The organism is Bradyrhizobium sp. UFLA05-89 (assembly GCF_059803475.1).
Genome location: NZ_JBANBA010000039.1, coordinates 21,930 through 44,831, shown reverse-complemented (window position 1 = coordinate 44,831; position 22,902 = coordinate 21,930). Strand labels below are relative to the sequence as shown.

16 protein-coding genes and 1 pseudogene are annotated in these 22,902 nt (G+C 62.4%); 4 read left to right on the top strand and 13 right to left on the bottom strand.

What is annotated here, in order from left to right; all coding sequences use genetic code 11:
- Positions 1 to 20: 20 nt before the first annotated feature.
- Both SO139_RS21310 and SO139_RS21305 read right to left on the bottom strand, forming a co-directional pair.
- Positions 21 to 893, bottom strand: a complete 873-nt coding sequence (locus SO139_RS21310; protein WP_498540543.1) for a branched-chain amino acid ABC transporter permease — start codon at positions 891 to 893, stop codon at positions 21 to 23.
- A 23-nt stretch (positions 894 to 916) separates the two neighbouring features.
- Positions 917 to 2,101, bottom strand: a complete 1,185-nt coding sequence (locus SO139_RS21305; RefSeq protein WP_449378931.1) for an ABC transporter substrate-binding protein — start codon at positions 2,099 to 2,101, stop codon at positions 917 to 919.
- Positions 2,102 to 2,652: 551 nt separating this feature from the next.
- Between SO139_RS21305 and SO139_RS21300 the strand changes: the two genes are divergently transcribed.
- Complete coding sequence (locus SO139_RS21300) at positions 2,653 to 4,092, top strand: FAD-binding oxidoreductase (protein ID WP_449378932.1); 1,440 nt, start codon at positions 2,653 to 2,655, stop codon at positions 4,090 to 4,092.
- A gap of 95 nt (positions 4,093 to 4,187) precedes the next feature.
- Here the strand turns inward: SO139_RS21300 and SO139_RS21295 are convergent.
- The 9 genes and pseudogenes from SO139_RS21295 to SO139_RS21255 form a co-directional block, all read right to left on the bottom strand.
- A pseudogene (locus SO139_RS21295) lies at positions 4,188 to 5,511 on the bottom strand (NAD(P)/FAD-dependent oxidoreductase).
- 189 nt (positions 5,512 to 5,700) lie between these two features.
- Positions 5,701 to 7,164 (bottom strand): aldehyde dehydrogenase family protein, encoded by a 1,464-nt coding sequence (locus SO139_RS21290; RefSeq protein ID WP_449378934.1) that lies wholly within the window; start codon positions 7,162 to 7,164, stop codon positions 5,701 to 5,703.
- A gap of 77 nt (positions 7,165 to 7,241) precedes the next feature.
- The gene (locus tag SO139_RS21285; protein ID WP_449378935.1) at positions 7,242 to 8,420 is read right to left on the bottom strand and encodes an alanine racemase; all 1,179 of its coding nucleotides are present in this window, start codon (positions 8,418 to 8,420) and stop codon (positions 7,242 to 7,244) included.
- Positions 8,421 to 8,446: 26 nt separating this feature from the next.
- On the bottom strand, positions 8,447 to 9,319 hold the full coding sequence (locus SO139_RS21280) for a GNAT family N-acetyltransferase (protein WP_449378936.1): 873 nt from the start codon (positions 9,317 to 9,319) through the stop codon (positions 8,447 to 8,449).
- A 170-nt stretch (positions 9,320 to 9,489) separates the two neighbouring features.
- Entirely contained in the window at positions 9,490 to 10,800 is a 1,311-nt protein-coding gene (locus tag SO139_RS21275; protein ID WP_449378937.1) for an NAD(P)/FAD-dependent oxidoreductase, read from the bottom strand.
- A gap of 44 nt (positions 10,801 to 10,844) precedes the next feature.
- Positions 10,845 to 11,723 carry an ABC transporter permease gene (locus tag SO139_RS21270; protein WP_449378938.1) on the bottom strand — a complete coding sequence of 293 codons (879 nt, stop codon included), beginning with the start codon at positions 11,721 to 11,723 and terminating at the stop codon, positions 10,845 to 10,847.
- A gap of 38 nt (positions 11,724 to 11,761) precedes the next feature.
- Positions 11,762 to 12,712 carry an ABC transporter permease gene (locus SO139_RS21265; RefSeq protein WP_220001813.1) on the bottom strand — a complete coding sequence of 317 codons (951 nt, stop codon included), beginning with the start codon at positions 12,710 to 12,712 and terminating at the stop codon, positions 11,762 to 11,764.
- A 73-nt stretch (positions 12,713 to 12,785) separates the two neighbouring features.
- Positions 12,786 to 14,456: a peptide ABC transporter substrate-binding protein gene (locus SO139_RS21260; RefSeq protein ID WP_449378939.1), complete on the bottom strand. Its 1,671-nt coding sequence runs from the start codon at positions 14,454 to 14,456 to the stop codon at positions 12,786 to 12,788.
- Positions 14,453 to 16,144, bottom strand: a complete 1,692-nt coding sequence (locus SO139_RS21255; RefSeq protein ID WP_449378940.1) for an ABC transporter ATP-binding protein — start codon at positions 16,142 to 16,144, stop codon at positions 14,453 to 14,455. The genes SO139_RS21260 and SO139_RS21255 overlap by 4 nt, the downstream gene beginning before the upstream one ends.
- A gap of 646 nt (positions 16,145 to 16,790) precedes the next feature.
- Between SO139_RS21255 and SO139_RS21250 the strand changes: the two genes are divergently transcribed.
- Positions 16,791 to 18,116, top strand: coding sequence for an NAD(P)/FAD-dependent oxidoreductase (locus SO139_RS21250; protein WP_449378941.1), 1,326 nt, complete (start codon positions 16,791 to 16,793; stop codon positions 18,114 to 18,116).
- A 114-nt stretch (positions 18,117 to 18,230) separates the two neighbouring features.
- The gene (locus tag SO139_RS21245; protein ID WP_449378942.1) at positions 18,231 to 18,707 is read left to right on the top strand and encodes an Lrp/AsnC family transcriptional regulator; all 477 of its coding nucleotides are present in this window, start codon (positions 18,231 to 18,233) and stop codon (positions 18,705 to 18,707) included.
- Positions 18,708 to 18,723: 16 nt separating this feature from the next.
- On the opposite strand, the gene SO139_RS21240 is transcribed toward SO139_RS21245, so the two are convergent.
- Entirely contained in the window at positions 18,724 to 20,100 is a 1,377-nt protein-coding gene (locus tag SO139_RS21240) for an aspartate aminotransferase family protein (protein ID WP_449378943.1), read from the bottom strand.
- 343 nt (positions 20,101 to 20,443) lie between these two features.
- Here SO139_RS21240 and SO139_RS21235 point away from each other — a divergent pair, with 343 nt between their 5' ends.
- Positions 20,444 to 21,133 carry a haloacid dehalogenase type II gene (locus tag SO139_RS21235; RefSeq protein ID WP_449378944.1) on the top strand — a complete coding sequence of 230 codons (690 nt, stop codon included), beginning with the start codon at positions 20,444 to 20,446 and terminating at the stop codon, positions 21,131 to 21,133.
- A gap of 132 nt (positions 21,134 to 21,265) precedes the next feature.
- On the opposite strand, the gene SO139_RS21230 is transcribed toward SO139_RS21235, so the two are convergent.
- Complete coding sequence (locus SO139_RS21230) at positions 21,266 to 22,723, bottom strand: NAD-dependent succinate-semialdehyde dehydrogenase (RefSeq protein ID WP_449378945.1); 1,458 nt, start codon at positions 22,721 to 22,723, stop codon at positions 21,266 to 21,268.
- Between the last annotated feature and the right edge of the window lie 179 nt (positions 22,724 to 22,902).

Sequence of the window (22,902 nt, the reverse complement as noted above, 5' to 3'; positions counted from 1 at the left end):
GACAACTCTGGATACCTCGCTTAGAAGCGCGCCTGGGCGGAGAACAGCCCGTGCGGACGCCACATCAAGACGAGCATCAGGGTGGCGAACCCAACGGTGTCCCGGAACTGCAGGCCGACATAGGTCGCGACCAGACTTTCTGCGATACCCAGGATCATCGCAGCGATGAACGTGCCGCGAACGTTACCGAGCCCGCCCATGATGATAATGGGCAGCGTCTTGAACGTGATGAGCTCGCCCATGCCGCCGTAGACACTGACGTTCACCGGCGCGGTCAGAACGCCCGAAAGAGCAGCAAGGGAGGCGCCGAGAATGAAGGTCCACAGCGCAATATGGCGAACATCGATGCCGACGACGGCGCAGCACTCGATGTTCTGCGACACCGCGCGCATCGCCTTCCCCATGCGGCTATAGGTGACGATCAATTCGAGGCCGACGAACACAACCAGGCCGACGAGCAGGATCAGGATCCGCTGCTCGGCCAGTGTGAATCCAAAGATGCTCACCGGCTCGATATAGCCGCCCGAGAAGAACTTGTAGCTGCCGCCGAAGACGAGAATGGTCGTATTTTGCAGGATCAAGGCGACACCGAGCGTCGCAAGAACCCCGGCTTCGGCCGGCGCTCCGACGATCCGCTGCATCACGAAATTGCCAACGACGACAGCGATCAGCGCCGTCGCGACCACGCCGATCACGACGGCGACCGGATATGGCAGATCGAAATAGTCGATGGCGAACCAGGCCCCGAAGGTGCCGAGCATGTAGTATTCGCCATGCGCGAAGTTGATCGCCCGCAGCACACCGAAGATCATCGTCATTCCGACGGCAACGATCGCATAGCCCGATCCGGAAACGATTCCGTTGATGACCTGCTCGACGACCGTGTAGAACATGCGCCTGACCGTTCCGTTTGGGCCTATTTGGGATAGTCGATCTCGCCTGCAAAGGTGCCCTTGATCACGGGCTTGCCCTTCTCGACTTCCAGCAAGATCATGGGCAGGCGCGCCTGGTTATGATCATCGAAGGTCACCTCGCCGACCGCGCTGTCATAGTGAATTGCCGAGAGTGCAGCCCGGACCTTCTCACGGTCAATGCTTTGAGCTTGCTCGATCGCCTTGGCCAGCAGATGCACCGTCTCCCAATGCACATAGGCGTGATTGTTGGGGGCCTCGCCGTACTCCGCGATGAACTTCTCGACGAACGCCTTGCTCTTTGGGGAATCGAACGCCGGAAGCCAGGCCGCAGCCTCGATGGCTCCTTCGAGCGCCTTCGGCGCCGCCTTGATGGTGCTTGCCGTATTGAACTCGGCATTCCCGACGAGCGGAATCTTGCCGGCGATCCCGACTTCGATCATCTGGCGCCCTACGATGGGAGTCGAATCCGCGTTGCCATACATGATGATGGCCTGCGCGCCGGAATCGCGGATCTTGGAAAGCACGCTGCGGAAGTCGACTTCACCTTCCTTATAGTAGTCCTCAGTCAGGATCTGGCTGTTGAAGCGAGGCAGGTACTTCTTGGTGAAGGCGATGGCCGCGCGCCCATAGTCGGTGTCAACCGAGAGAACGGCGTATTTGGTGAAGCCCTTCTTCTCGGCGGCATACTGGAGCACGATCAGCGCCCGGTTCTCGTCCGTCGGATAGTTGCGATAGGTCCATTTGAAGCCGCCGACGCCCGCCTTGTAGGTGATCATCGGGTTGGACGACGCCGCATTGAGGAGAAGGACGCCAGCGTCTTCGGCCACCGGCTGCATGGCCAGCGTAACCGAGCTGGAAACGTCGCCAATGATGAAATCGACCTGGTCCTGATCGATCAGACGCCGGGTCGCCGAAACACCTTCGACCGGTGTCCCCTGGCTGTCCGCGGGCATGACCTTGATCTTGCGCCCGCCCACGCCGCCCGCGCCGTTGATCTCTTTCGCCGCCATCTCGGCGCCGCGCAGCGAAAACGCGCCGTACCGCGCATTCGGACCGCTCATCGGCGCGACGAGCCCGAGCTTGACCGTGCCGTCCTCGGTTCGAGCAAATGCACGGGAGGACATGTCCTGAAGTCCGATCAGGGCGGTTCCGATGCAAAATCCCCGCCGGCTTACATCAATCGTCATTTCCCCGCTCCGTTGCTGCCAACTTTTGTGCACCCACTAAGTCCGCCGGCTTTTTGGTCTGACGCTTAGAATTTTTTGCTGCGTCCGGCAGTAAAAAATAGATTTACGCCCGGTCGCGGGGGAAGCACGACTGCGGTCTGCCGCCATAGCGAATTTTTATGGCGGGATGCGACCGCGGCGAGAGGATCATCCCGAACAGCTCGGCCGCCCGGTCTAATCGGCATGAGCAGCGGCCAGGCGGGGACGCGACCTCGGAGATGATGCGAAGCATGTTGTCCTCGCGAGAATACAGGCGAGCACCGAGCATCACTTCGGCATGGCTGCCGAAGCCACTTGCGGGCATCGACCAATTGACGCGAGCCCGAACGGCGAGGTTGCTTGCAAGTCCTTGCGATGTTCGGGACTTGCCTCGCGATGAAGTGGGTCGGCGCGCGGTGTAAACTGCCGACAATCGCCATAATTTGGCATTGGTTTCTTCGGAAGAACCACTCAACGGCAACCAATGCGGCACAAATGCGCAAAAATGACCCGATGCCAATCGGGAGCTGCGCATGTCCCAGTCAGTACACGTTCGAGCCTTTCGCGACCTTCTGGGCAGTGGAGGCTTCGTTGAAGACCCGGAGCGAATCGCCACTTACACATCGGACCAACGCCGGCTCTTCACGGGGACAACGTTTGCCGTGCTGAAGCCGGCGACGACGCAGCAGGTCGCCGACATAGTGCGCCTGGCGGCGCATCACGGTATCGGAATCGTTCCGCAGGGCGGCAACACCAGCTACTGCGGCGGTGCGACGCCCGACGCGTCGGGACGCCAAATCATCGTGAGCCTTGAGCGGATGGACAGGATTCGCGAAGTCGATCCCGTCTCCATGAGCATCTCTGTCGACGCCGGCGTCATCCTGAAGAACGTACAGGACGCCGCGACGGCGGCAGGACTTCTGTTCCCGCTCAGCCTCGGCGCGGAAGGCAGTTGCCGAATCGGCGGCAACATCGGCACCAACGCCGGCGGCCTGTCGGTGGTCAGGTACGGGATGACGCGCGATCTGCTGCTCGGGATCGAGGCGGTGCTGGCGGACGGCACGGTGGTGTCCGACATGCGCAAGCTGCGGAAAAACAATACCGGCTACGACGTCAAGCAGTGCTTCGTCGGAAGCGAGGGGACTCTCGGCATCGTCACCGGCGCAGTGTTGCGTCTTGCGCCCTTGCCGACCCGCCGCGCAACCGCATGGCTGAAGCTCGCGAGCGTCGCGCCGCTCGCCGAGGTTCTCGCCCTCGTCCGTCGCGAATCCGCGGACCTGCTGACCACTTTCGAATTCATGGCGGCCCGATCGATCGCACTCGCGACCGAAGCAATGACCGACCCGCCATCCCTGGGAGCGGGCCCAGGAGGCGCCGTCCTCGTCGAGCTCGCCTCTTCCTCACGTCATCTCGATCTCGACGAATTGATGGAAGCCGTACTGGCCGAGGCGATCGAGTCCGGATGGATCGAAGATGCATTGCTGGCGCAGAGCGAATCGCAGCGGACCGCGATGTGGCGGCTCCGCGAGACCATCCCCGAGGGCGAGAAGCGCCGGAACGGATCGGTCAAGCACGATATCTCGGTACCGCTTTCCTCCATTCAGCGCTTCCTGGATCTGGCCGGCTCGCAGGTGCGATCGTATGACGCCGACCTTGAGCTCTCCGTTTACGGGCATGTGGGCGACGGTAATCTGCACTACAACGTCCTCGTTCCTCGCGATGTCGACCGGCTGGAGTTCACCAAGCGGATCGAAGGCAGCCTATCATTGCAACTCTACGACACGGCTGCGGCGCTCGGCGGCACGTTCAGTGCAGAGCACGGCGTCGGTCGTTTCAAGAAGAACCTTCTGGAGCGGTATGGCGATGTCGGCCGCATCGCTGCGATGCGCCGGATCAAGACCGCCTTTGATCCGGCAGATATCATGAACGCCGGTGCGATCGTTCGTCCGCTGGACGTGACGTCTGCCTCTTGAACCGTCGGCCGGCAAAAAGAAAGAGCCACTCCCAAGGAGTGGCTCAAGTTGGGGAGGAAACGCTCCATCGGCACTGCTGACTTCCGGCTCGATCTTCAGATGGCGGAGATGTCCAGCTTCGAGCCATCGACCAGGCGCGACAGCCGAAACGGTGTGGGATCGACGCAAGGCGTGTCGTTGACGACAAGCTCTGCGGCCAGATGGCCGAGCCCCGGCCCCAGACCGAAGCCGTGACCCGAGCAGCCCGCCGCAAGGACGAGGCCTTCCACCCCATCCACCTTTGACACCACAGGCACTGCGTCCGGCGTGCAATCGACGAAGCCGCCCCAGGCGCTATCGATCTTTATTTCGCCGAATTGGGGGAAGGTTTTCCGGACACTCTCCACCACTTGGCTCACCAGCCATTTCAAGGGCGGAGGATCCAGCACGCGATTCTGTTCGAATATCCGGTCGTCGTTGGTCAGAAGCGCCGGCATCGAATCCGGCCCCGAAACGAAGGATCGGCCGACGCCGAGCCTGACATTCTTCAAGCGGCGCAAGAACTGCGGCATGAATTCGCGGCTGTACCTGATCGCCTGGGGCGTGATTTCGAGGTTCGCCTTGCCGCTGATCGCAAGCGTATAGCTGCCGTCCAGTCGGCGCGTGATCGTGCAGTAGGGTGTGGAGACCGCCTCACCTATGTTGATCGTCGGGGTGGAACGCAGCGCAGTCTGCCGGATGCTCGCCTGGGGGAAACTGATCCCGAGCGGCCGAAGGAAGCGGGAGGACCAGGCGCCGGCGGCGCACAGCACCGCGCTGGTCCTGATGTAGCCCCTCTCCGTGTGCACGCCCGCAATCTTGCCATTGGCCAGGTCGAGCGCCCGCGCGGCGCATCCCTGATGGATCGTGGCGCCCAGGGTTCTGGCCGCTTCGGCGATAGCCGGCGCAGCGAGCGCAGGTTCGGCCTTGCCGTCACGCTCCGAATAGGTCCCCGCCAACCCATTTATCGCGCGCTTCCGGGACTCGCTCGGCCACCTCCGCCCGGCTCAGCACGCGTGTGTCGACGTCGTACTCCCTGGCGACCTCGCGCCACTTTTCCCAGCCGGCGAGCACAGCCTCGTCGTGGGTCGCATAGACGAGACCGCAGCGTCGAAATCCGAGGTCCCGATTGATATCGCGCGTGAGCTCGTCCCACAGTCGCATGGAGAGCACCGAGAGCGGCAGTTCGCGCCGGTCGCGGTTCTGCTGGCGGCACCAACCCCAGTTCCGGCTCGATTGTTCACAGGCGACGTGGCCTTTCTCGAGCAGCGCCACAGAGAGGCCGCGCTTCGCCAGGTAATAGGCGGCCGTAGAGCCGAGAATGCCGCCGCCGACGACGACGGCGTCCGCCTCGGCCGGAAGACGCTCATCGCTGTGAATGCGCTCGACGCGGGGCGACATGTTCCAACGAACCTCGGCAACCAAGAGTGCGGAAGCAAAATTCCGATCAGCTCTTCATCGCATCGTGCGCACGATACAAAGTGCTGAAATCATCCAGAACTTCGCAAGTTGTTCGGTTTTCGAGCGCTTGAGCGACACGACCTGCTCAAGCCCCGACCGAGCAGGGTGCTTTTCGGAGCCGATATTGAGCTACCGGTAGAACCCGAGAACTGCCTTGGTCTCGAGATATTCCTCCATGCCCTCGATGCCATATTCCCGGCCATTGCCGGAACGCTTGTAGCCGCCAAAGGGTGCGTTGGGGTCCCAGTCAGGATGGTTGAGATGCACTTGGCCCGACTGGATCTGCCTGGCGACGGTCCGCACCATCTCCATATCGGTGCCCTGCACATGGGCGCCGAGGCCGTAGACGGTGTCGTTGGCGATCGCGATCGCGTCGTCTACGGTGTCGTAGGGGATGATCGACAGCACCGGGCCGAAGATCTCCTCCTGCGCGATCCTCATGTCGCGACGGACGTTCGAGAAGATGGTCGGGCGCGCATAGAAGCCAAACTGAAGGTCGCCGGGCCGACCCGGCCCGCCGATGACGAGCTTGGCGCCTTCCTCCAGGCCGACGCCGATCATGGTCTGCACGCGCTCGAACTGCGGCCGGTTGGCGATCGGGCCATGGGTCGTGCTTTCCGCAAGGGGATCGCCGACCACCAGTTCCGAAGCGGTCGCCGCCGCCAGGCTCTCGACCTCATGCATCTGCGGACGGTACACGAGCATCCGCGTTGGTGCGCTGCAGGATTGACCGAGATTGCGGAAGGCGGCGCCGACGCCGAGCGGAACAGCACGGCTGAGATCGGCGTTCGGCAAGATGATATTCGGCGACTTGCCGCCAAGCTCCTGGGCAACACGCTTCACGGTGGGCGCCGCCGCTTGCGCGACGAGAACGCCGGCCCGTGTCGAACCGGTGATCGAGATCATGTCGACCTCTGGATGCGACGCCAGAGCGGCGCCCACGATCGGTCCTGTCCCATTGACGAGATTGAACACGCCGGGCGGACAACCGGCATCGTCCATCAGCTCGGCAAACAGCAAGGCGCTCAGCGGCGACAATTCGCTCGGCTTCAACACCACGGTGCAGCCCGCTGCGAGCGCGGGTCCGACCTTGGCTGTGATCTGGTAGAGAGGCCAGTTCCATGGCGTGATAAGCCCGCAGACGCCGATGGCCTCGCGCATGATCGCGGTGCTGCCGCGCGCGGCGATGAACGGATAATTCGCGAGATTGTCGCGGGCGACGCGGATATGTTCGGCGGCCAACGGCACCTGAGCGCGACGTGCGTAGGTGATCGCAGCTCCCATCTCGCACGTGAGAGCCTGTGCGAACAACTCCAGCCGCTGGAGGAGCAAACCATGAACCCGGTCGAGCAGCGCCGCTCTCTTGGCAGGCGGTGTCATGGACCAGGCGGCGAAGGCTCGTCTGGCGGCTGCGATTGCGCAGTCCACATCGTCGTCATCGCCGAGCGCGACGTCGGCGATCGGCTGCTCCGTCGCCGGGTTGACGACAGTTGCTGCTGCCGTGACGGATCCGATCGGCTTCCGCCATTCTCCGTCAATGTAGCATTTTCCGAGGAAGCCGGCTTCCGTCAGGTGTCGAAGGGGCGAGGTCATTGGAGGCGATCCTTGATCCGGTAATGGGCGCCGATCAGCGGCAGGAACCAGGGTTGGCCGGGAATGACCGGCCCGCCCTACCAGCCGCGCATCCGGGGCCATCGCGCGTGAATCGCGTCGCTGCCGGCGGAGACGACGTTGTACAACTCGTGTTGCGACGCCGTCGCACAGGCGTGATTGGGGAGAATCCTGACCTTCGCGCCGATCGGAAGATCGGGCAAAGCGTGCGCCGACCCGGGCCTGATGGCGAGGATCCCGTGCTCCTGGCTTGCTTGCGAGACGATCAGGTCGGGATAGATCTTGCCTGCCGCGTCGCAGACCAGACCATATCCCTGGTCGACCCGCTGCGCCGCAGTGCCGCGGTCGCGCGACAGCGCCATCCACCCCGCATCGACCAAAATCCAGCCCTTCTCGGCTTTCGTGCCGATCACGGTGGCGAGCACCGATATGGCGATGTCATCGGTCGTGCAGACACCGACACCGTGCATGACCAGATCAAAGAACATGTAGACACCGGCACGCATTTCTGTGACGCCGGTCAGGTCTTCGGCGAAATGGGCGGTCGGCGTCGAGCCGACGCTGACGGCAGGGCATTCATGCCCGGCCGCGCGCAATGTCGTTGCGGCGGCCACGGCCACGGCGCGCTCGTTCTCCGCAGCCGCGGCAAGGGCCGCCGGCGTGCTGAGGCTGTAGGATTCGCCGGCATGGGTGAGAACGCCGGCAAGCTTGACGCCGGCCTCGGCCAGGGCTGTCGCGACGGTCAGGAGCTTGGGATCGGTCCCGGTCAGCCCGCCGCGATGACCGTCGCAGTCGATCTCGATGAAGGCGGACGGTGTCACACCGGCTGCGCGCCCGGCCGCGCCAAGCTCGGCGGCCTGCTCAGGCGAATCCAGCAGCAGCTTGATGTCGATGCCTGCTTTCCCCAGGCGCATCGCCCTCGCGGCGGTGTGAGGTGCAAGTCCCACGGCATAGGTGATGTCCCGGAAGCCATGCTGCGCGAAGTACCCGGCCTCCGCCAAGGTTGAGACAGTGATTGGCCCCGGCTCCGATGGATGGGCGCGTTGAGCGACGTCAATGGATTTCGCGGTCTTCATATGGGGACGCAGCACGATGCCTTGCGCGGCCATACGAGAAGAGAGGCGCGCGAGATTGCGATCCAGTCGGTCTCTGTCGAGCAGGAGAGCCGGTGTTGCCAGCGCGCCGAGCGTTGCAGCTGCCTGGTCCGAGCCGGCGTCCGGGATGTCAGTTCTGTCCATCTCCACCCGCAGCATCCCGATGTCCCCTAGCCGAATGACTGATTGGCGACCCCAAACAGGCGCGCTGGTCCAGTCCATCGAGCCGGCGTTCCCAGCACCATGGTTGTGGCGTCGCTGACGCGTTGCAGGCCGATGCTTTCGAGCCATGCCCCGAGCTGCGAGGAGGCTGGAATGTCGATCCGGACGAAGACAGGCCCGAGCCGCGCGATCGTAAATTCAATCAGCGCGCGCGCATCGGTCGGGCTTTCAGCCACGACGGGGCCGATGACATGCCCGCGGCCGAACAGGCGAGAGATGGCGAAGCCACGAAGTACGCCGTCACGCAGCAGGACATGGCCGTCACCGCTGTCGAACAGCCGACTCAGCATCTGTCGTCGCTCCAGCCCTGTAGCGGCGCGGTCGAGCCGCGCGATCACCTCGAACTCCGATGCAGCCATCGGCCTGAGGAGACCCGATTGCAGCGTCTCGCGGATTGCACGCGGAATTCCCTGATGCTGGTGAATAATCCCGGTCGGTACAAAGCCGCGGCGGCGATACAGCGTGATGCCCTCGGCCGTCGAATTCAGCGCGATGGTCCGTGGGCGCGCGGACGCCAGCAACGCGTCCATCAGCCGCGCCCCATAGCCGCGGCCCTGAGCAGCCTTCGCGACAATGATCATGCCGGCGGAAGCATGAGTCTCGCCGTACGGCCACCAGGCCGCGGTCCCGATCACCGTCCCGGCGCGCTCCAGAACAAAGCCATGGCCCAGCTGCAGCGCGACGTCCCAATCCTCGATCCGGTAGGGCCAGGACATTTCTTGCGAGAGCTTCAGGGCGCCTTCCAGATGTGATCTGGCGAAGGGAAGCAGGACCACATCCTCATTGTCGAGATGCCCGACTGGATAAGCGGCGGCTGTCATGATCGGTCGACGTCTCTTGCTCGGGGACTACTCGCCACAGTGCGCGTGCGATCTCGTGATCGTCGCATGGTCTGCAGCGTATCTTGAGGACGACAGCATTACGCAATCAGACTCGCGCAAAGTTCGGCATAGTATTTCATTGATGATGCGGCAGAACGACCGATCTGCCGTCAGCGGCTGGCGCGCCACAGCGCGATCCGGTCCCGCATCCGGTAGCCCTGGATGAAGGCAGGCATGAACCAGGGATTGCCGCGATAGAACGGGATGAAGGCCGGAGGGCGGAAATCAAAGGCCGTGCGTGCCCGCTCCTCATGCCCCAGGAGCTTGTGGGCTGCATGCATACCGACCCACGGCGCCCAGACCACGCCCGAGCCGCAAAAGCCGCTGGCATAGACGATGCCGTCCTTCGCGAAGATGCGAGGAATCATGTCGCGGTTCATCGCCACGTTGCCGAACCAGCTGTGCGAGAGGCGAACGCTCTCCAGTTCCGGAAACAGATTGATCAGGCCCTTGCGGAGAAGCAGCTTCGGGGCGATGGGATCGCCGACCCGGGAGCTGTCACGGCCGCCGAGCAGAAGGCGTTTGCCGTCCGGCGAAGGCCGGTAATAGAAGCCGACCTCCCGATTCTCGGTGATCATCATCCGTCTCGGCATCAGCCGCGCCATGACCTCGGGGGCGAGCTCCTCGGTCGCAATAATCCGGCTGCGAACCGGCACCAGCCTGCGGCGCAGGAAGGGCACGGCGCCATCGGTGTAACCATTCGTGCAGACCAGCACCTGACGTGCCTGCACCGGCCCGGCCGAAGTGACGACGCGGAAGCCGGCTCCATCTCTTTCGATTGAAATCACGGGCGTCCGGGCGTGGACTGCCAACCCCGAATCGAGCGCGACGCGCAGGAGTTCGGCGTGGAATTTCGCCGGATGCAGCCCGCCGATGTCCATCCGAACCGTGCCGCCGCGATAGACATCCGTGCCGATGTACTTGCGCTGCTCGGCATAAGGAACTGCGTAAGCCTCGATCCCAAGCCTCTTAGCGAGCCTCGCCGCGGTCCGCGCCATGGATTCGTATTGTTCATAGCCGAAGGCGCCCTTGAACTGTCCCACCGGCTGGAAGTCGCAGGCAAGCCCTTCGGTCTTGATGAAATCGTACAGGAATTCGCGTGCGCTCTTGCCTTCGGCCTCGACTGCCAGCGCCCTCTCCTCCCCGAACCGCCGGGTGAGCGTCGCGAAATCCGGCCGAATTGTCCCGCTGGTGATCCCGCCATTGCGCGTAGAAGCTCCCTCTCCCGGATCCATCGCATCGAACGCCGCAACGGAGCGTCCTTCGCGCGCCAGCACCAGACCGGCCGAAAGCCCGGCATAGCCGGCGCCCACGATCAGCACGTCGAGCTTCCTGGGCAGTGGCTGTTGAGGCAGCGGCTTGAGCGGTGCGGCTTCCCACCAGTAGGGCGTCGCCTTCTCGTCAACTCTCGGCGCGTGCATGGCGATTGCTTCTCATTTGTCCAGTCGTGGCTCGGCTCGAAGTGTCAAATGTGGTCGTTTCGAACGTCGAGAGCATCTCGCAAGCCATCGCCGATGAAGTTGAAGCTCGTCACCGCGATGGTGATTGCGGCTCCGGGAATGATGGCGAGCCATGGAGCGCTCGCCAGATATTGCTGGGCGCCGTTGAGCATGTTGCCCCAGCTCGGCAGCGGCGGCTGGATGCCGTAGCCGAGGAAGCTGATATAGGCTTCCAGAAGAATCGCGCGGGCGACCGCCAGGCTTGCGGCGACGATGATCGGGCCCATGGCATTGGGCAGGATCTCGCGGAACATGATGTGCCGACGGCTCAGCCCCACCATGCGTGCAGCCTGGACAAACTCGCGCTCGCGCAGCGAGCGCACTTCGGCCTCGACAATCCTGGCGGTCTCCATCCAGCTTGTGACGGCAATGATGACGGTGATCATCACGGGGCTCGGCCGCAGCGTCGCGGCCAGCGCCAGGACGAGGAAGATCGAGGGATAGGACAGGAAGCCGTCCACGGTGCGCATCAGCGCCGCCCCGATCCAGCCGCCGCGATAACCCGCCGTGACGCCGACCATCGTGCCGATCAGCGTTGACAGCAACATCGCGGAGAACCCCACCAGCAGAGAGATGCGGCCGGCCACCAAAAGCCGTGCGGCCAAGTCACGTCCGAGAGGATCGGTGCCGAGATAGTGGTGACCGCTGAGAGGCGGAGCAAAGCGCGCCCGCAGATCGATGTGGAGGGAGTCGTAAGGCAAGGCATAGGGCCCGACGATGCATGCCAGCACGAGCAGGGTGATCATCGCGATCCCAACGAGCGCCAGATGATGACGCATGAAGCGGTACACCGCACGGCTGTGCCACCAGTGAGTTGGAGTAGCGTGCGCGGCGATGACGGTCATATCAGCTGCCTCCTGTTATCAGGCATGAGTCCGCGGGCTCAGCCCAGGCGAATGCGCGGGTCGACGGTGGCGATGATGATGTCTGCGATCAGGTTGCCCAACACGACCAGGATCGCCGAGAATATCAACAGCCCCATCACGACGGGATAGTCGCTGTAACCGAGACTATCGAGAAACAGCCGGCCCATTCCGGGCCACGTAAAGACCGTTTCCGTGACCAATGCGCCGGTCAGGATGCTCGGCAGCTGCATCCCTGCCAGCGTGATCATCGGCAGCAACGCATTGCCGACGACGTGCTTCAGCAAGATCCGGCGCTCGCTGACGCCCTTGGCGCGAGCCGTCTTGACGAAATCCTGACTTAGCGCATCGAGTGTCGCGGTGCGCATGTAGCGGCTCCAGATCGCGACATGAACCAGCGACAGCACCAGGCTCGGCAAGATCAGGTGATGCAGATAATCCAGCACCGAGCCGTCGCCGATCGTGTACATGTTACCTGCAGGAACCCAACCGAGCTTCAGCGTGAAGATGTAGATGCCGATGAGGCCGAACCAGAAAGTCGGGACCGACAGCGCGACCATGGCGCCGACCGTCGCGCAATAGTCGAACAGGGAATAGCGGTGGGTGGCGCCGCGGATTCCGATCCAGGCACCGACCGCGATCGCAAATGCGGTGGACGTCCCCATCAGCAGGAGCGTCGCCAGCAAGTGTCGACCGATGACCGCCAGGACCGAAGAGCCGTCGCGGAACGAGTGTCCCCAATCGCCCTGGAGCAGCCGCCAGGCCCAATCCAGATACTGTATCCATAGCGGCCGGTTCAACCCGAGCTGCGCTGCGAGCCGCTCCACATCCTTCTGGGTCATGCCCGGATCGAGCCCGAACTGCGCGAGAGGACCGCCCGGCATGAGGTTGAGAACCGTGAAGCCGATGATCGAGACGATCACCAGCAGCACGATGCTCTGCGAGAGACGATTGAGCAGGAACCCGGACATTCGAGTCACCATGTTGGCGTTGCAGCATCACCCCAGCGCCGGCTTCGGCCACACCGCCTCGGCCGGCAGCACATCAACTCGCCCAATACCAGGCCAGCGCGTTCCAGGACTCCGTGCGCGTATTGCCATTGGGCACGAAACCGTTGATCCCCTTCTTGAGGCCTTCGACCGCATTGCTCTGGTACAGCGGCAGGAAGGGGAGATCGCGACGGACGAGCTCCTGGACGCGAGAGTAGATCGCGCGGCGGGCTTCAGGATCGAAGGTTCGCGCGCCCTTGTCGAGCAGGGCATCGACCTCCGGATTGTTGTACTGCGCATTGTTCGAACCGCGACCGCCTTTCACGGCGATCGAACGCGAGTGCAGGCGATTGGTGACATCAGGGTCGGCGCCGATCAGATACGAGCTGCCGACGATCACGGAATCGAATTGCGATTGCGTCCAGAACTCGCCCCACATCACGGCAGCGGGTAGGTTCGATATCTTCATCTCGACGCCCAGCTGCGCGAAGGTTTGCTGCAGGAACTGCTGCACCTGTTCGCGCAGGGGATCGCCGGACGTGGTCGAATTGGTAAAGGACAGGCGAACGCCGTTCTTGGCACGAATGCCGTCCGCGCCCTTTGCCCAGCCGGCCTGATCGAGAATCTTACCCGCGCGATTCACGTCGAATTGGTGCAGCGGCAGATTGGCATTGAAGAAGAATGACTGCCGCGGCATGAACGTCTCTGTTGGCGTCGGCACGCCATAATAGAGCCCCTGGATGATCGCCTCCTTGTCGATCGCAGCGTAAAGCGCCTCGCGAACGGCAAGCTCCTTGAACTGCGGGCGCTCGAGGTTCAGGTAGAAGGATTCGAACGAGGTCCTTGGGACGAGGGTCACGACGCGGTTCGGCAGCGACTTGGCTTCCCCATAGTGGTCAGGGGTGATGTAGGGCTGACCGACCAGATCAACGTCGCCGCTCTTGAATTGGGTGTAGAGGACGGTGAGATCGGGAATGTATTTGAAGACCAGCCTCTCGATGTGAGGACCTTCCCCGAAATAGTCGGGGTTGGCTACGAGCTCGAGATGATCGCCGGCGACCCGCTGGCCCCATTTGAATGCACCGGTGCCGACCGGCGCCTGATTGAAGGCGGCGTTGTTCGGATTGGCCTCCTTCTCGAGGATGTGCTTGGGAACGATGAAGGTTTCGGTCAGGAAGGACAGATACGGCGCAAAGGCCTCTTCCATTCGCCACGAGATCTCCGTCGGCGAGATCACCGTGACGTCGCGCACGAGGGCATGGCCGGCGGTGCGCCAGCTGCGGAAGTTGGGATTCACAATCAGCTCAAGCGTGAACTTCACGTCCTCGGCGCTGAACGGCGTGCCGTCGTGCCAGCGAACATCGTCACGCAGGCGGATGCGCCATTTGAGACCGTCCTCCGAAATTCCGCCATTCTTCAGGTCCGGCACTTCCGCCGCAAGGTTGGGCTGAATGACGCCCTGCGGATCGATGCGGAAGAGCGCATCGAACACCGAGAAATGTACGCCATCATCGACTTCGATATGCACCATCAGCGGATTGAAAACGGTCGGCTCTTGCCCGAGCCCGACGATCACACGGCCGGTCGGCTTTTCCGCAGAGGCTCGTGCGAAAGCAGGCTTGCCCAGGAGATTGGGCGCGAAGAGGCCCGCCGCTCCGCCAAGTGCCACCATCCGCAGGGCATCGCGCCGCGAGTAGTTCGATGTGGTCGCAGAACGGCTCGTCATAACGTCTCTCCTTGCCTGTGGTGTCCGACGCCGCTTTCATCTTGGGACATGCCCCCGGCCTGCTCGCCGGGGATCGCTGCCACCAGTTCACGCGTGTAGCTGGATTTCGGGTCGAGGAAGATCTGAGACGGCGGTCCACGTTCCACGATTTGTCCTCGATGCATGACCGCGATTTCATCGCAGATCTGGCTGGCAACGCGCAGATCATGGGTGATGAAGATCATTGAGACGCCCGTCTCGCGCTGAATCTGGTCCAGCAGCTTCAGGATCTGGGCCTGGATCGATACGTCGAGCGCAGAGACCGCTTCGTCGGCAATCAGCAGCTTTGGCTTGAACATCAGCGCCCGGGCGATGCCGATGCGTTGGCGCTGCCCGCCGGAGAACTCGTGCGGATAGCGGTCGAAGGCTCCTGAATCCAGGCCGACATGGGACAGAAGCTCCCGCGCCCGATCGCAAGCTTCGCTGTAACGCATCCCATGCGCGACCGGACCGACTGTCAGGATTTGCCCGACCGTCGATCGCGGGTTGAGCGAGGCAAAAGGATCCTGGAAGATCATCTGGATCTTTGGCCGCAGCGGCCGAAACTCGGCTTCGGAAAGCTGAGCAAGGTCGCGGCCCTCGAACAGAATCGAGCCGCCGTCGCTGTCCATAAGCTTGATCAGCAATCGGCCGAGCGACGATTTCCCCGAGCCGCTTTCGCCGACGACGCCCAACGTGCGTCCCGACGTGAGATCGAAGGTGACGCCATTGACCGCGGGCACGATGCGCTGTGTACGGAAAAGTGCACTGCCGCTGCGATAGGTCTTTACGAGGCATTCAACCTTCAGGATGGGGGCCCTGTCAGCTGCGTCCAAGGGAACACGGTCCTTGCCGGTCAAGTGCGGCACGGCCGCGATCAGGCGTCGCGTGTAGAGGTGGCTGGGCGAGTTCAGGACCTGCTCGGCACTGCCCTGCTCCACGCAATGGCCTTTCTCCATCACCACAACATAGTCGGCAATCTCGGCCACGACGCCGAAGTCGTGCGTGATGAACATGACGCTCATCCCCTTGCGGCGCTGAATGTCGCGGATCAATTGAAGGATCTGCGCCTGGGTCGTCACGTCCAATGCCGTGGTCGGCTCGTCCGCGATCAGGATCGCAGGCTCAAGAGCCAGAGCCATGGCGATCATCACGCGCTGCCGCTGTCCGCCCGAAAGGCGGAATGGATATTGGTGATACATGAGCTGCGGATCGGGCAGACCCACTTCAATCAACAGCTCAATGGCCCGGCTGCGACGGGAGGCCGGCGTGCCGACATCGTGCGCGGCCATCACCTCCTCGATCTGCGCGCCCACGGTCATCAGCGGGTTGAGCGCCGAGAGAGGGTCTTGAAAGATCATCGAAACGACCCGTCCGCGCAGGCTGCGGAGCTTGTCGGGCGGGAGGCCGACAATGTTCATCCCATCCAGGTGGATCGCACCCGAGGAGACCCGGATCACCTTTGGCAGAAGCCCCATGATCGCGTTGGCGGTGACCGACTTGCCCGAGCCTGATTCCCCGATGATACAGAGAATCTGTCCGCGGTTCAGATCGAACGAGATGTTCTCGACGGCGTGGGCCCGCTCCATTCCTTCAGGCAGACTCACGATCAGCTCGCGCACCGACAGCGCGACATCAGCGGGGATTGTCACCTGGATGCCAGAGGCCATAAGAGCATCCTCCCGTTTCAAGCCAATGCCGCCATCTTGCTGCAGCCGGCGCCTTCGGCTCCTTGCGCCTCCACGCTCCCTGGACAGGTCGATAATTCGCCGCTCAACTTGCCATTCCTTCGTTGGAGGCTGCGACATGATTCAGGCCTCTTCGCGCAAGAAGCAAGAGCTGTTGCTCAGAGCGCAGCGCCGACCCGATCGGCCATATCGATCAAAGCGAAGCTCAGCTGACATCCACGTCATCGCTTCTGCGAAGGCCTGCTCCTGGGCACGGCTCATGCAAATTGCCTCCGTGGACTTTGGCCGATCGATCGCTTGGTTCTGCCGATCTTGGCGATTTGAGTCAGCCCGGAGTCGCCGAAAACGGCATCGAAGCAGCAGGAACTTCTGAAAACGAAGTCCGATTTGGCATTTCAGTCTGCGGCGCCGGCCCTGCCATGGCGCACGCCGGGAAGCGCCCGATGGATTGCAGGAGCACGTGCATCGGTCTCACCGCCTGCAAGCTGCAACGCAAGCAAAGGATTTTTGCAATAATAGCCTGTGTCAAAGCCAGTAAACCGCAGGATATTCGGTCTCATGATGAAAGTCCGCGGGGCCTGCCGCAATTCCTCGGTTACGCTACGCAACCACCGAGGATCCCAGTCCGATGAGCGCGCCGCTCCTGCATATCGAATCCAGTCCATCCCTGCCTCGTGAGGCGGACGTCGTCGTCATCGGCGGCGGCGTGGTGGGCGTGTTCACCAGCTACTACCTCGCCCGCCGCGGCCTCAAGGTCGCCTTGCTCGAAAAGGGCCGCGTCGCCGCCGAGCAATCCAGCCGCAACTGGGGATGGTGCCGCCAGCAGAACCGCGATGCGCGCGAGTTGCCGATCGCAACCAAGAGCCTCGATCTCTGGGAGAAGGTTGCCCATGAGACCGGTGAAGATATCGGCTTCCGCCGCTGCGGCCTGTTGTATTTGTCGAACGACGAAAGCGAGCTGGCGGGCTGGGCCAAGTGGCGAGACTTCGCCAGGACGGTGGGCGTCACGACGCACATGTTGAGTGCGGAAGAAGCGGACGAGCGAGGCAAGGCGACGGGCCGCAAGTGGAAGGGTGGCGTCTTCTCTCCAACGGACGGAACGGCAGATACCTCAAAGGCGGTGCCCATCGCCGCGCGTGCGATCATGGCCGCAGGTGGGACGGTGCACCAGCAATGTGCGGCGCGCGGCGTGGAGCTGAGTGGCGGCCGGGTCAGCGGCGTGGTGACCGAAGCCGGCACGATCCGGACGAAAACGGTGGTCATGGCAGGAGGCGCGTGGGCGTCCTCGTTCTGCAACCAGTTGGGAATTCGCTTCCCACAGGCGTCTGTCCGCCAGTCCATTCTCGCCGTGGCTCCGGGCGCCACCGGCCTGCCTGATGCCCTCCACACCGGCCTCGCCTCAATCACCCGGCGCGGCAATGGTGGATACACCCTCGCCATCAGCGGGCGCGCGCGCGTCGATCCGACGCCGCAGCAGTTCAGGTTCAGCCGTGAATTCCTACCCATGTTCGCCCGCCGGTGGCGAAGCCTTAGCCCTGGGGCTTTCGAGGGCCTGCGGCAGCGCCATGAATCCCTGGGCAAATGGCGGCTGGATGAGGTCACCCCAATGGAGCTGAACCGGACGCTCGATCCTCGCCCCGACATGAAGCAGATTCGCGCGACGCATCGACGAGCTTGCAAGCTCGTGCCGGAACTTGAGCACGTCGAAATTTCCAATGTCTGGGCCGGCTACATCGACAGCACGCCAGACGGCATCCCCGCGATCGGTGAAGTTGAATCGATTCCGGGGTTCATTCTTGCAGCGGGGTTCAGCGGCCACGGCTTCGGAATTGGCCCAGGCGCGGGGCATATGATCGCGGACGTCATTACGGGCAGCGCGCCAATCGTCGATCCGCGTCCCTACAGGCCGGAGCGGCTGAAAATGAGCGCCTGGGGCAAGGTCAGCGAGTTCTAAGACGCGGTTTGTGCCGCCGGTGGGAAAAGATGCTGGTTGATGCTATGACAAGGCGTATGACCCTGAAGCCTCAAAGCCTCCACACCGTTGTCGGCCCTATCTCATGGCATTGCTATGAAGCTCGATAAGATCGACATCAGGATTTTATGCGAACTGCAGAAGAACGGGCGGATTTCCAACGTCGAGCTCGCGGAGCTGATCAACCTGTCCCCGAGCCCTTGCCTGATGCGCGTCAAAAGGCTCCAGACGGAAGGCTTCATCACCGGCTATTCCGCCCAGATCGATGTTTCCAAGCTCGGACAAACCCTGACTGTCTTCGCCGAAATCACCCTCAAGAATCACCGGCGGATCGATTTCGCGCGCTTCCTCACGACCATCGAAAAGATCGACTCGGTGGTCGAATGCCATCTGGTTTCGGGCGGGTACGACTATCTCGTGAAATTCATCACGGCAGGCATCAGCGAGTACCAGGCGGTCATGGAGCGCCTGGTCGAGATGGATATCGGCATCGACAAATACTTCAGCTTCGTCGTGCTGAAGTCGCCGATCGTGAAATCTCATCTGCCACTCGAAAGCATATTCAACGGCTAGAGGACGGGCTCGGTCCTTATCCCATCATGGCCGCGCGAACGTCCTTGTCTTCGAGCGTCTGGTCGAGCGTCTTCCTGGTCCGCTCGATGATACCGTCGATGTCCGCATCCGTGCAGCACAGCGGCGGCGCATAGCCCAACACGCCTTGCGCGAAGGCGCGGATGACGAGACCGTTGTCCCAAGCGCGGTCAAAAATGCGACGCGCCGCGTCGGCTTCCGCCGGCAGAGGCGTCTTGCGCTCCTTGTCAGTCACGAGCTCGATCGCAGCCAGCATGCCGCGCCCCCTGATATCGCCGACGAGTGGATGATCGGCCAGCGCGCGAAGACCCTCCATGAGCCGATGCCCGGCCTTCCGGCCGTTTTCCAGCAAGCCGTTTTCATAAAGATCAAGGCACGCAAGCCCGACGGCCGCGCTGACCGGATGGGCGGAATAGGTATAACCGTGGCCCACGGCCGCCTTGCCGGCACCATCGGCAATGGTGTTGTAGATGCGGTCCGACATCAGCACGGCCCCCATCGGCACATAACCCGAGGTCAGTCCCTTTGCCGTGGTCATGAGATCTGGCACGACGTCATCCTCTTCGCAGGCGAAGAGCGGACCGACTCGGCCAAAGCCGGTGATGACCTCATCCGCGACGAACAGGATGTCGTGCTCCCGGCAAACACCATGCATGGCCTTCAGCCAAGACGGCGGTGGAACGAGGACGCCCCCTGATCCCTGTATCGGCTCGACATAGAAGGCGGCGACGCGTTCGGCACCGAGCTCGGCGATCTTGGCCCGCAGAGCGGCGACCGACGCCGCTATGATGGCCTGGGGATGGGAGCCGACAGGATTGCGATAGGCGTAGTGCGACGGGATTTTGTGCTGCCAATTGTATGGTACTCCGAAGCCCGCATGAAAGGCCGGCAGCGCGGTCAAGCCGGCCCCAGCCGTCGACGATCCATGATAGCCAGACTCGACGGAAATGAACTGATCCTTCTGTGGCATACGCTTGGCATGATAATAGTACCGAATGAACCGGATCGTGCTGTCGACGGCATCGGAGCCGCCCAGGGTGAAATAGACATGGTTCAGATCGCCAGGCGCCAATTCAGCCAGCCTTGCGGCGAGCCGGATGGCCGGGTCGGAACCCAACCCGAAATAGCCCGTCGCATAAGGCAGTTCGCGCAGCTGCCTCAAAGCCGCTTCAACGATGCTGTCCTGTCCGTAGCCCGCATTGACACACCACAGCCCGGCAAAGCCGTCCAGCAATTGACGGCCCGAGACATCGGTCAGCGTCGCGCCCCTGCCTGACTTCAGCACGCGGACGCCAGTCGCCTCGTGGCTACGATACGATGAGACCGGATGAATCAGATGCGCGCGATCGAGCTCAATCAGCGAGTTGCTCAACATGTCGTCCTCCAGATCAACCGCAACAACTGTGCGGCTACCCCGATGTTTTCGCACTCAACGTAGGACAACCAGGACAGCAGTTGCTCCCAGGCTGGACATCGAGGAAGGGCATTTTGGCTGTCATTGACGATCGGCGCCGCATCTTATGCCGGCATCGGCCTGCGCCCGGCGCTGGCACTCAACTCGAAGGCGCCTCTTCGCACAACTCTCTGCCACAGCTGCGATCCGATACGACACAATCTGCTCCCGGTCACCGCGACAGCGGTGCTTTATCCGGTCGCCCGCCCGCTATGATCCCTGTCGTACCGGACCACGGTGCGCGAGGACCGAAAAGGAACGAGCCATGGCAACATTCAGACCGAAATACATCACCTTCGACTGCTACGGCACGCTGACCAATTTCGACATGGCCGGCGCGGCCACCAGAGTCTATGGCTCCGAGCTCTCGTCGCCAGCCATGACAAAGCTGATCAAGGATTTTTCGGCCTATCGCCTGGACGAGGTTCTCGGCGCCTGGAAGCCGTACTTCGAGGTCGTGCACAATGCGCTGGAGCGCGCGTGCAAGCGCAACGGCATCGTGTTTCGGCCGGAGCATGCCCAGCGCATCAATGAAGAGGTCCATACATGGGGTCCGCACGCCGACGTCCCAGCGGGTCTGGCCAAAGTTGCCAGAGAGATTCCGCTGGTCATCCTGTCGAATTCGATGAAGAATCTGATCATGTCGAACGTCGAAAAGCTCGGCGCTCCCTTCCACATGGTCATCACGGCGGAGGAAACCGGCGCATACAAGCCCCACATGAAGGGCTTCGAATATATGCTGGACAAGCTGGGCTGCGGGCCGGACGACATCACCCACGTCTCATCCTCTTTCCGCTACGACCTGATGACCGCCTACGATCTCGGCATCAAGAGCAAGGTCTGGGTGAACCGCGGTCACGAGCCCGCCAATCCCTTCTACGAATACACCGAGGTTGCTGACATCGGAGGGCTTGCTACAGCAGTCGGCCTCGAGCCCTTGCGCAAAAGCGCCTGAGCGCAGTCTTTTCGGGATCTCTCGCAACACTTCAGTTCTTGGAAAACTTCAATAGAGAGCTGCGCAGTAAAGGAAAAAGGGGGCGGTTCAGCCGCCCCCTTTCCTTGTTTCAGCTGTAGACCCGATGGCCGCTCAGTCCAGTCCGCCGACATGGAGCGCCTTGGTCTCGAGATATTCTTCAATCCCGAGCTGGGATCCCTCGCGTCCGAGGCCCGACTGCTTGACGCCGCCGAACGGCGCAACCTCGGTCGAGATCAGGCCGGTGTTCAAACCGACCATGCCGAACTCCAGCGCCTCGGCAACACGCCATGAGCGCTTGAGGTTTTCGGTGTAGAAATAGGCGGCAAGGCCGAATGGCGTACCGTTGGCGATCGCAATTGCCTCGTCCTCGGTCTCGAACCGGAAAAGCGGAGCGACCGGCCCGAAGGTCTCCTCCGAAGCGAGCAGCATCTCAGTCGTCGCACCACCGAGCACGAGAGGCCGGGCATATTGCCGTCCTTCCGGCACCATTTCACTCTGCGAGATGATCTTCGCGCCCTTATCAAGGGCGTCCACCACGTGCCGCTTGATCTTCTCGATCGCCGCGCCGTTGATCATCGGTCCGATTGCGACTCCCTCTTCCGTGCCAACGCCGACCTTCATTTTCGCGACCTGGCTGGCGAGCTTCTGTGCAAAGGCATCGTAAATGCCTGATTGCACGAGAATGCGATTGCAGCAAACGCAGGTCTGCCCGCCATTGCGGAATTTTGACGCAATCGCGCCCTCGACGGCCCGGTCGAGATCCGCATCGTCAAAGACGATGAACGGCGCATTGCCGCCGAGCTCGAGGCTAAGCCGCTTGATGTTGTCGGCGGCGCCCTTCATCAACAACCCGCCGACGCGGGTCGATCCGGTGAACGAGATCTTGCGGACGATTTCGTTGGCCATCAGCTCCGCGCCAATTTCCGCCGGCATGCCCGTCACGATGTTGATCACGCCCGCCGGAATTCCGGCCCGCTCAGCCAGAACAGCGATGGCCAGAGCCGAAAAAGGCGTGAATTCAGACGGTTTGATAACAACAGTGCAGCCCGCAGCAAGCGCGGGTGCGACCTTGCGCGTGATCATCGCGTTGGGAAAATTCCAGGGCGTGATGATCCCGCAGACGCCGACCGGCTCTTTCAGAACCAGAATGCGGCGATCGACGGTGGGCGCCGGGATTGTCGATCCGTTGATGCGGCGGGCTTCTTCCGCAAACCATTTGACGAAGGATGCCCCGTAACGGATCTCGCCGAGCGCTTCGGCAAGCGGCTTGCCCTGTTCCAGCGTCAGCAGGAGAGCCAGATCCTGCTCATGCCGACGCATCAGCTCATACCAGCGCTCCAGCAGCGCGGCGCGCTCTGCATGAGACTTGGTCTTCCAATGCTTGAACGCTGCGGCCGCGACGTCGATCGCTGCCCTGGTCTCGTCTCGGCCCATGTCGGGGATGGTGCCGAGCACTTTCTGGCTGGCGGGATCGACGACGTCAACGGTGGCTTTCGTGCTCGCATCCCGCCAGGCGCCGCCGATCAGGGCTTGCTGGCGAAACAGATCCGTGTCCTTCAACGCAATCATGGGCTTGCTCCTTGCCTTCGGGCCATCCCGCCATCTGCCTGGATCTGCGATCGGCGAGATGAAGCCGTCTCATGCAAGCAGTACAGGACCGGACGCCGCATTTTTCATCGAGAATGAAGCGTCTGGCCGCGTTGAATCTGGTCAGGCGCGGCCGCGGAGGTCGAATATTCTGAGGGGCC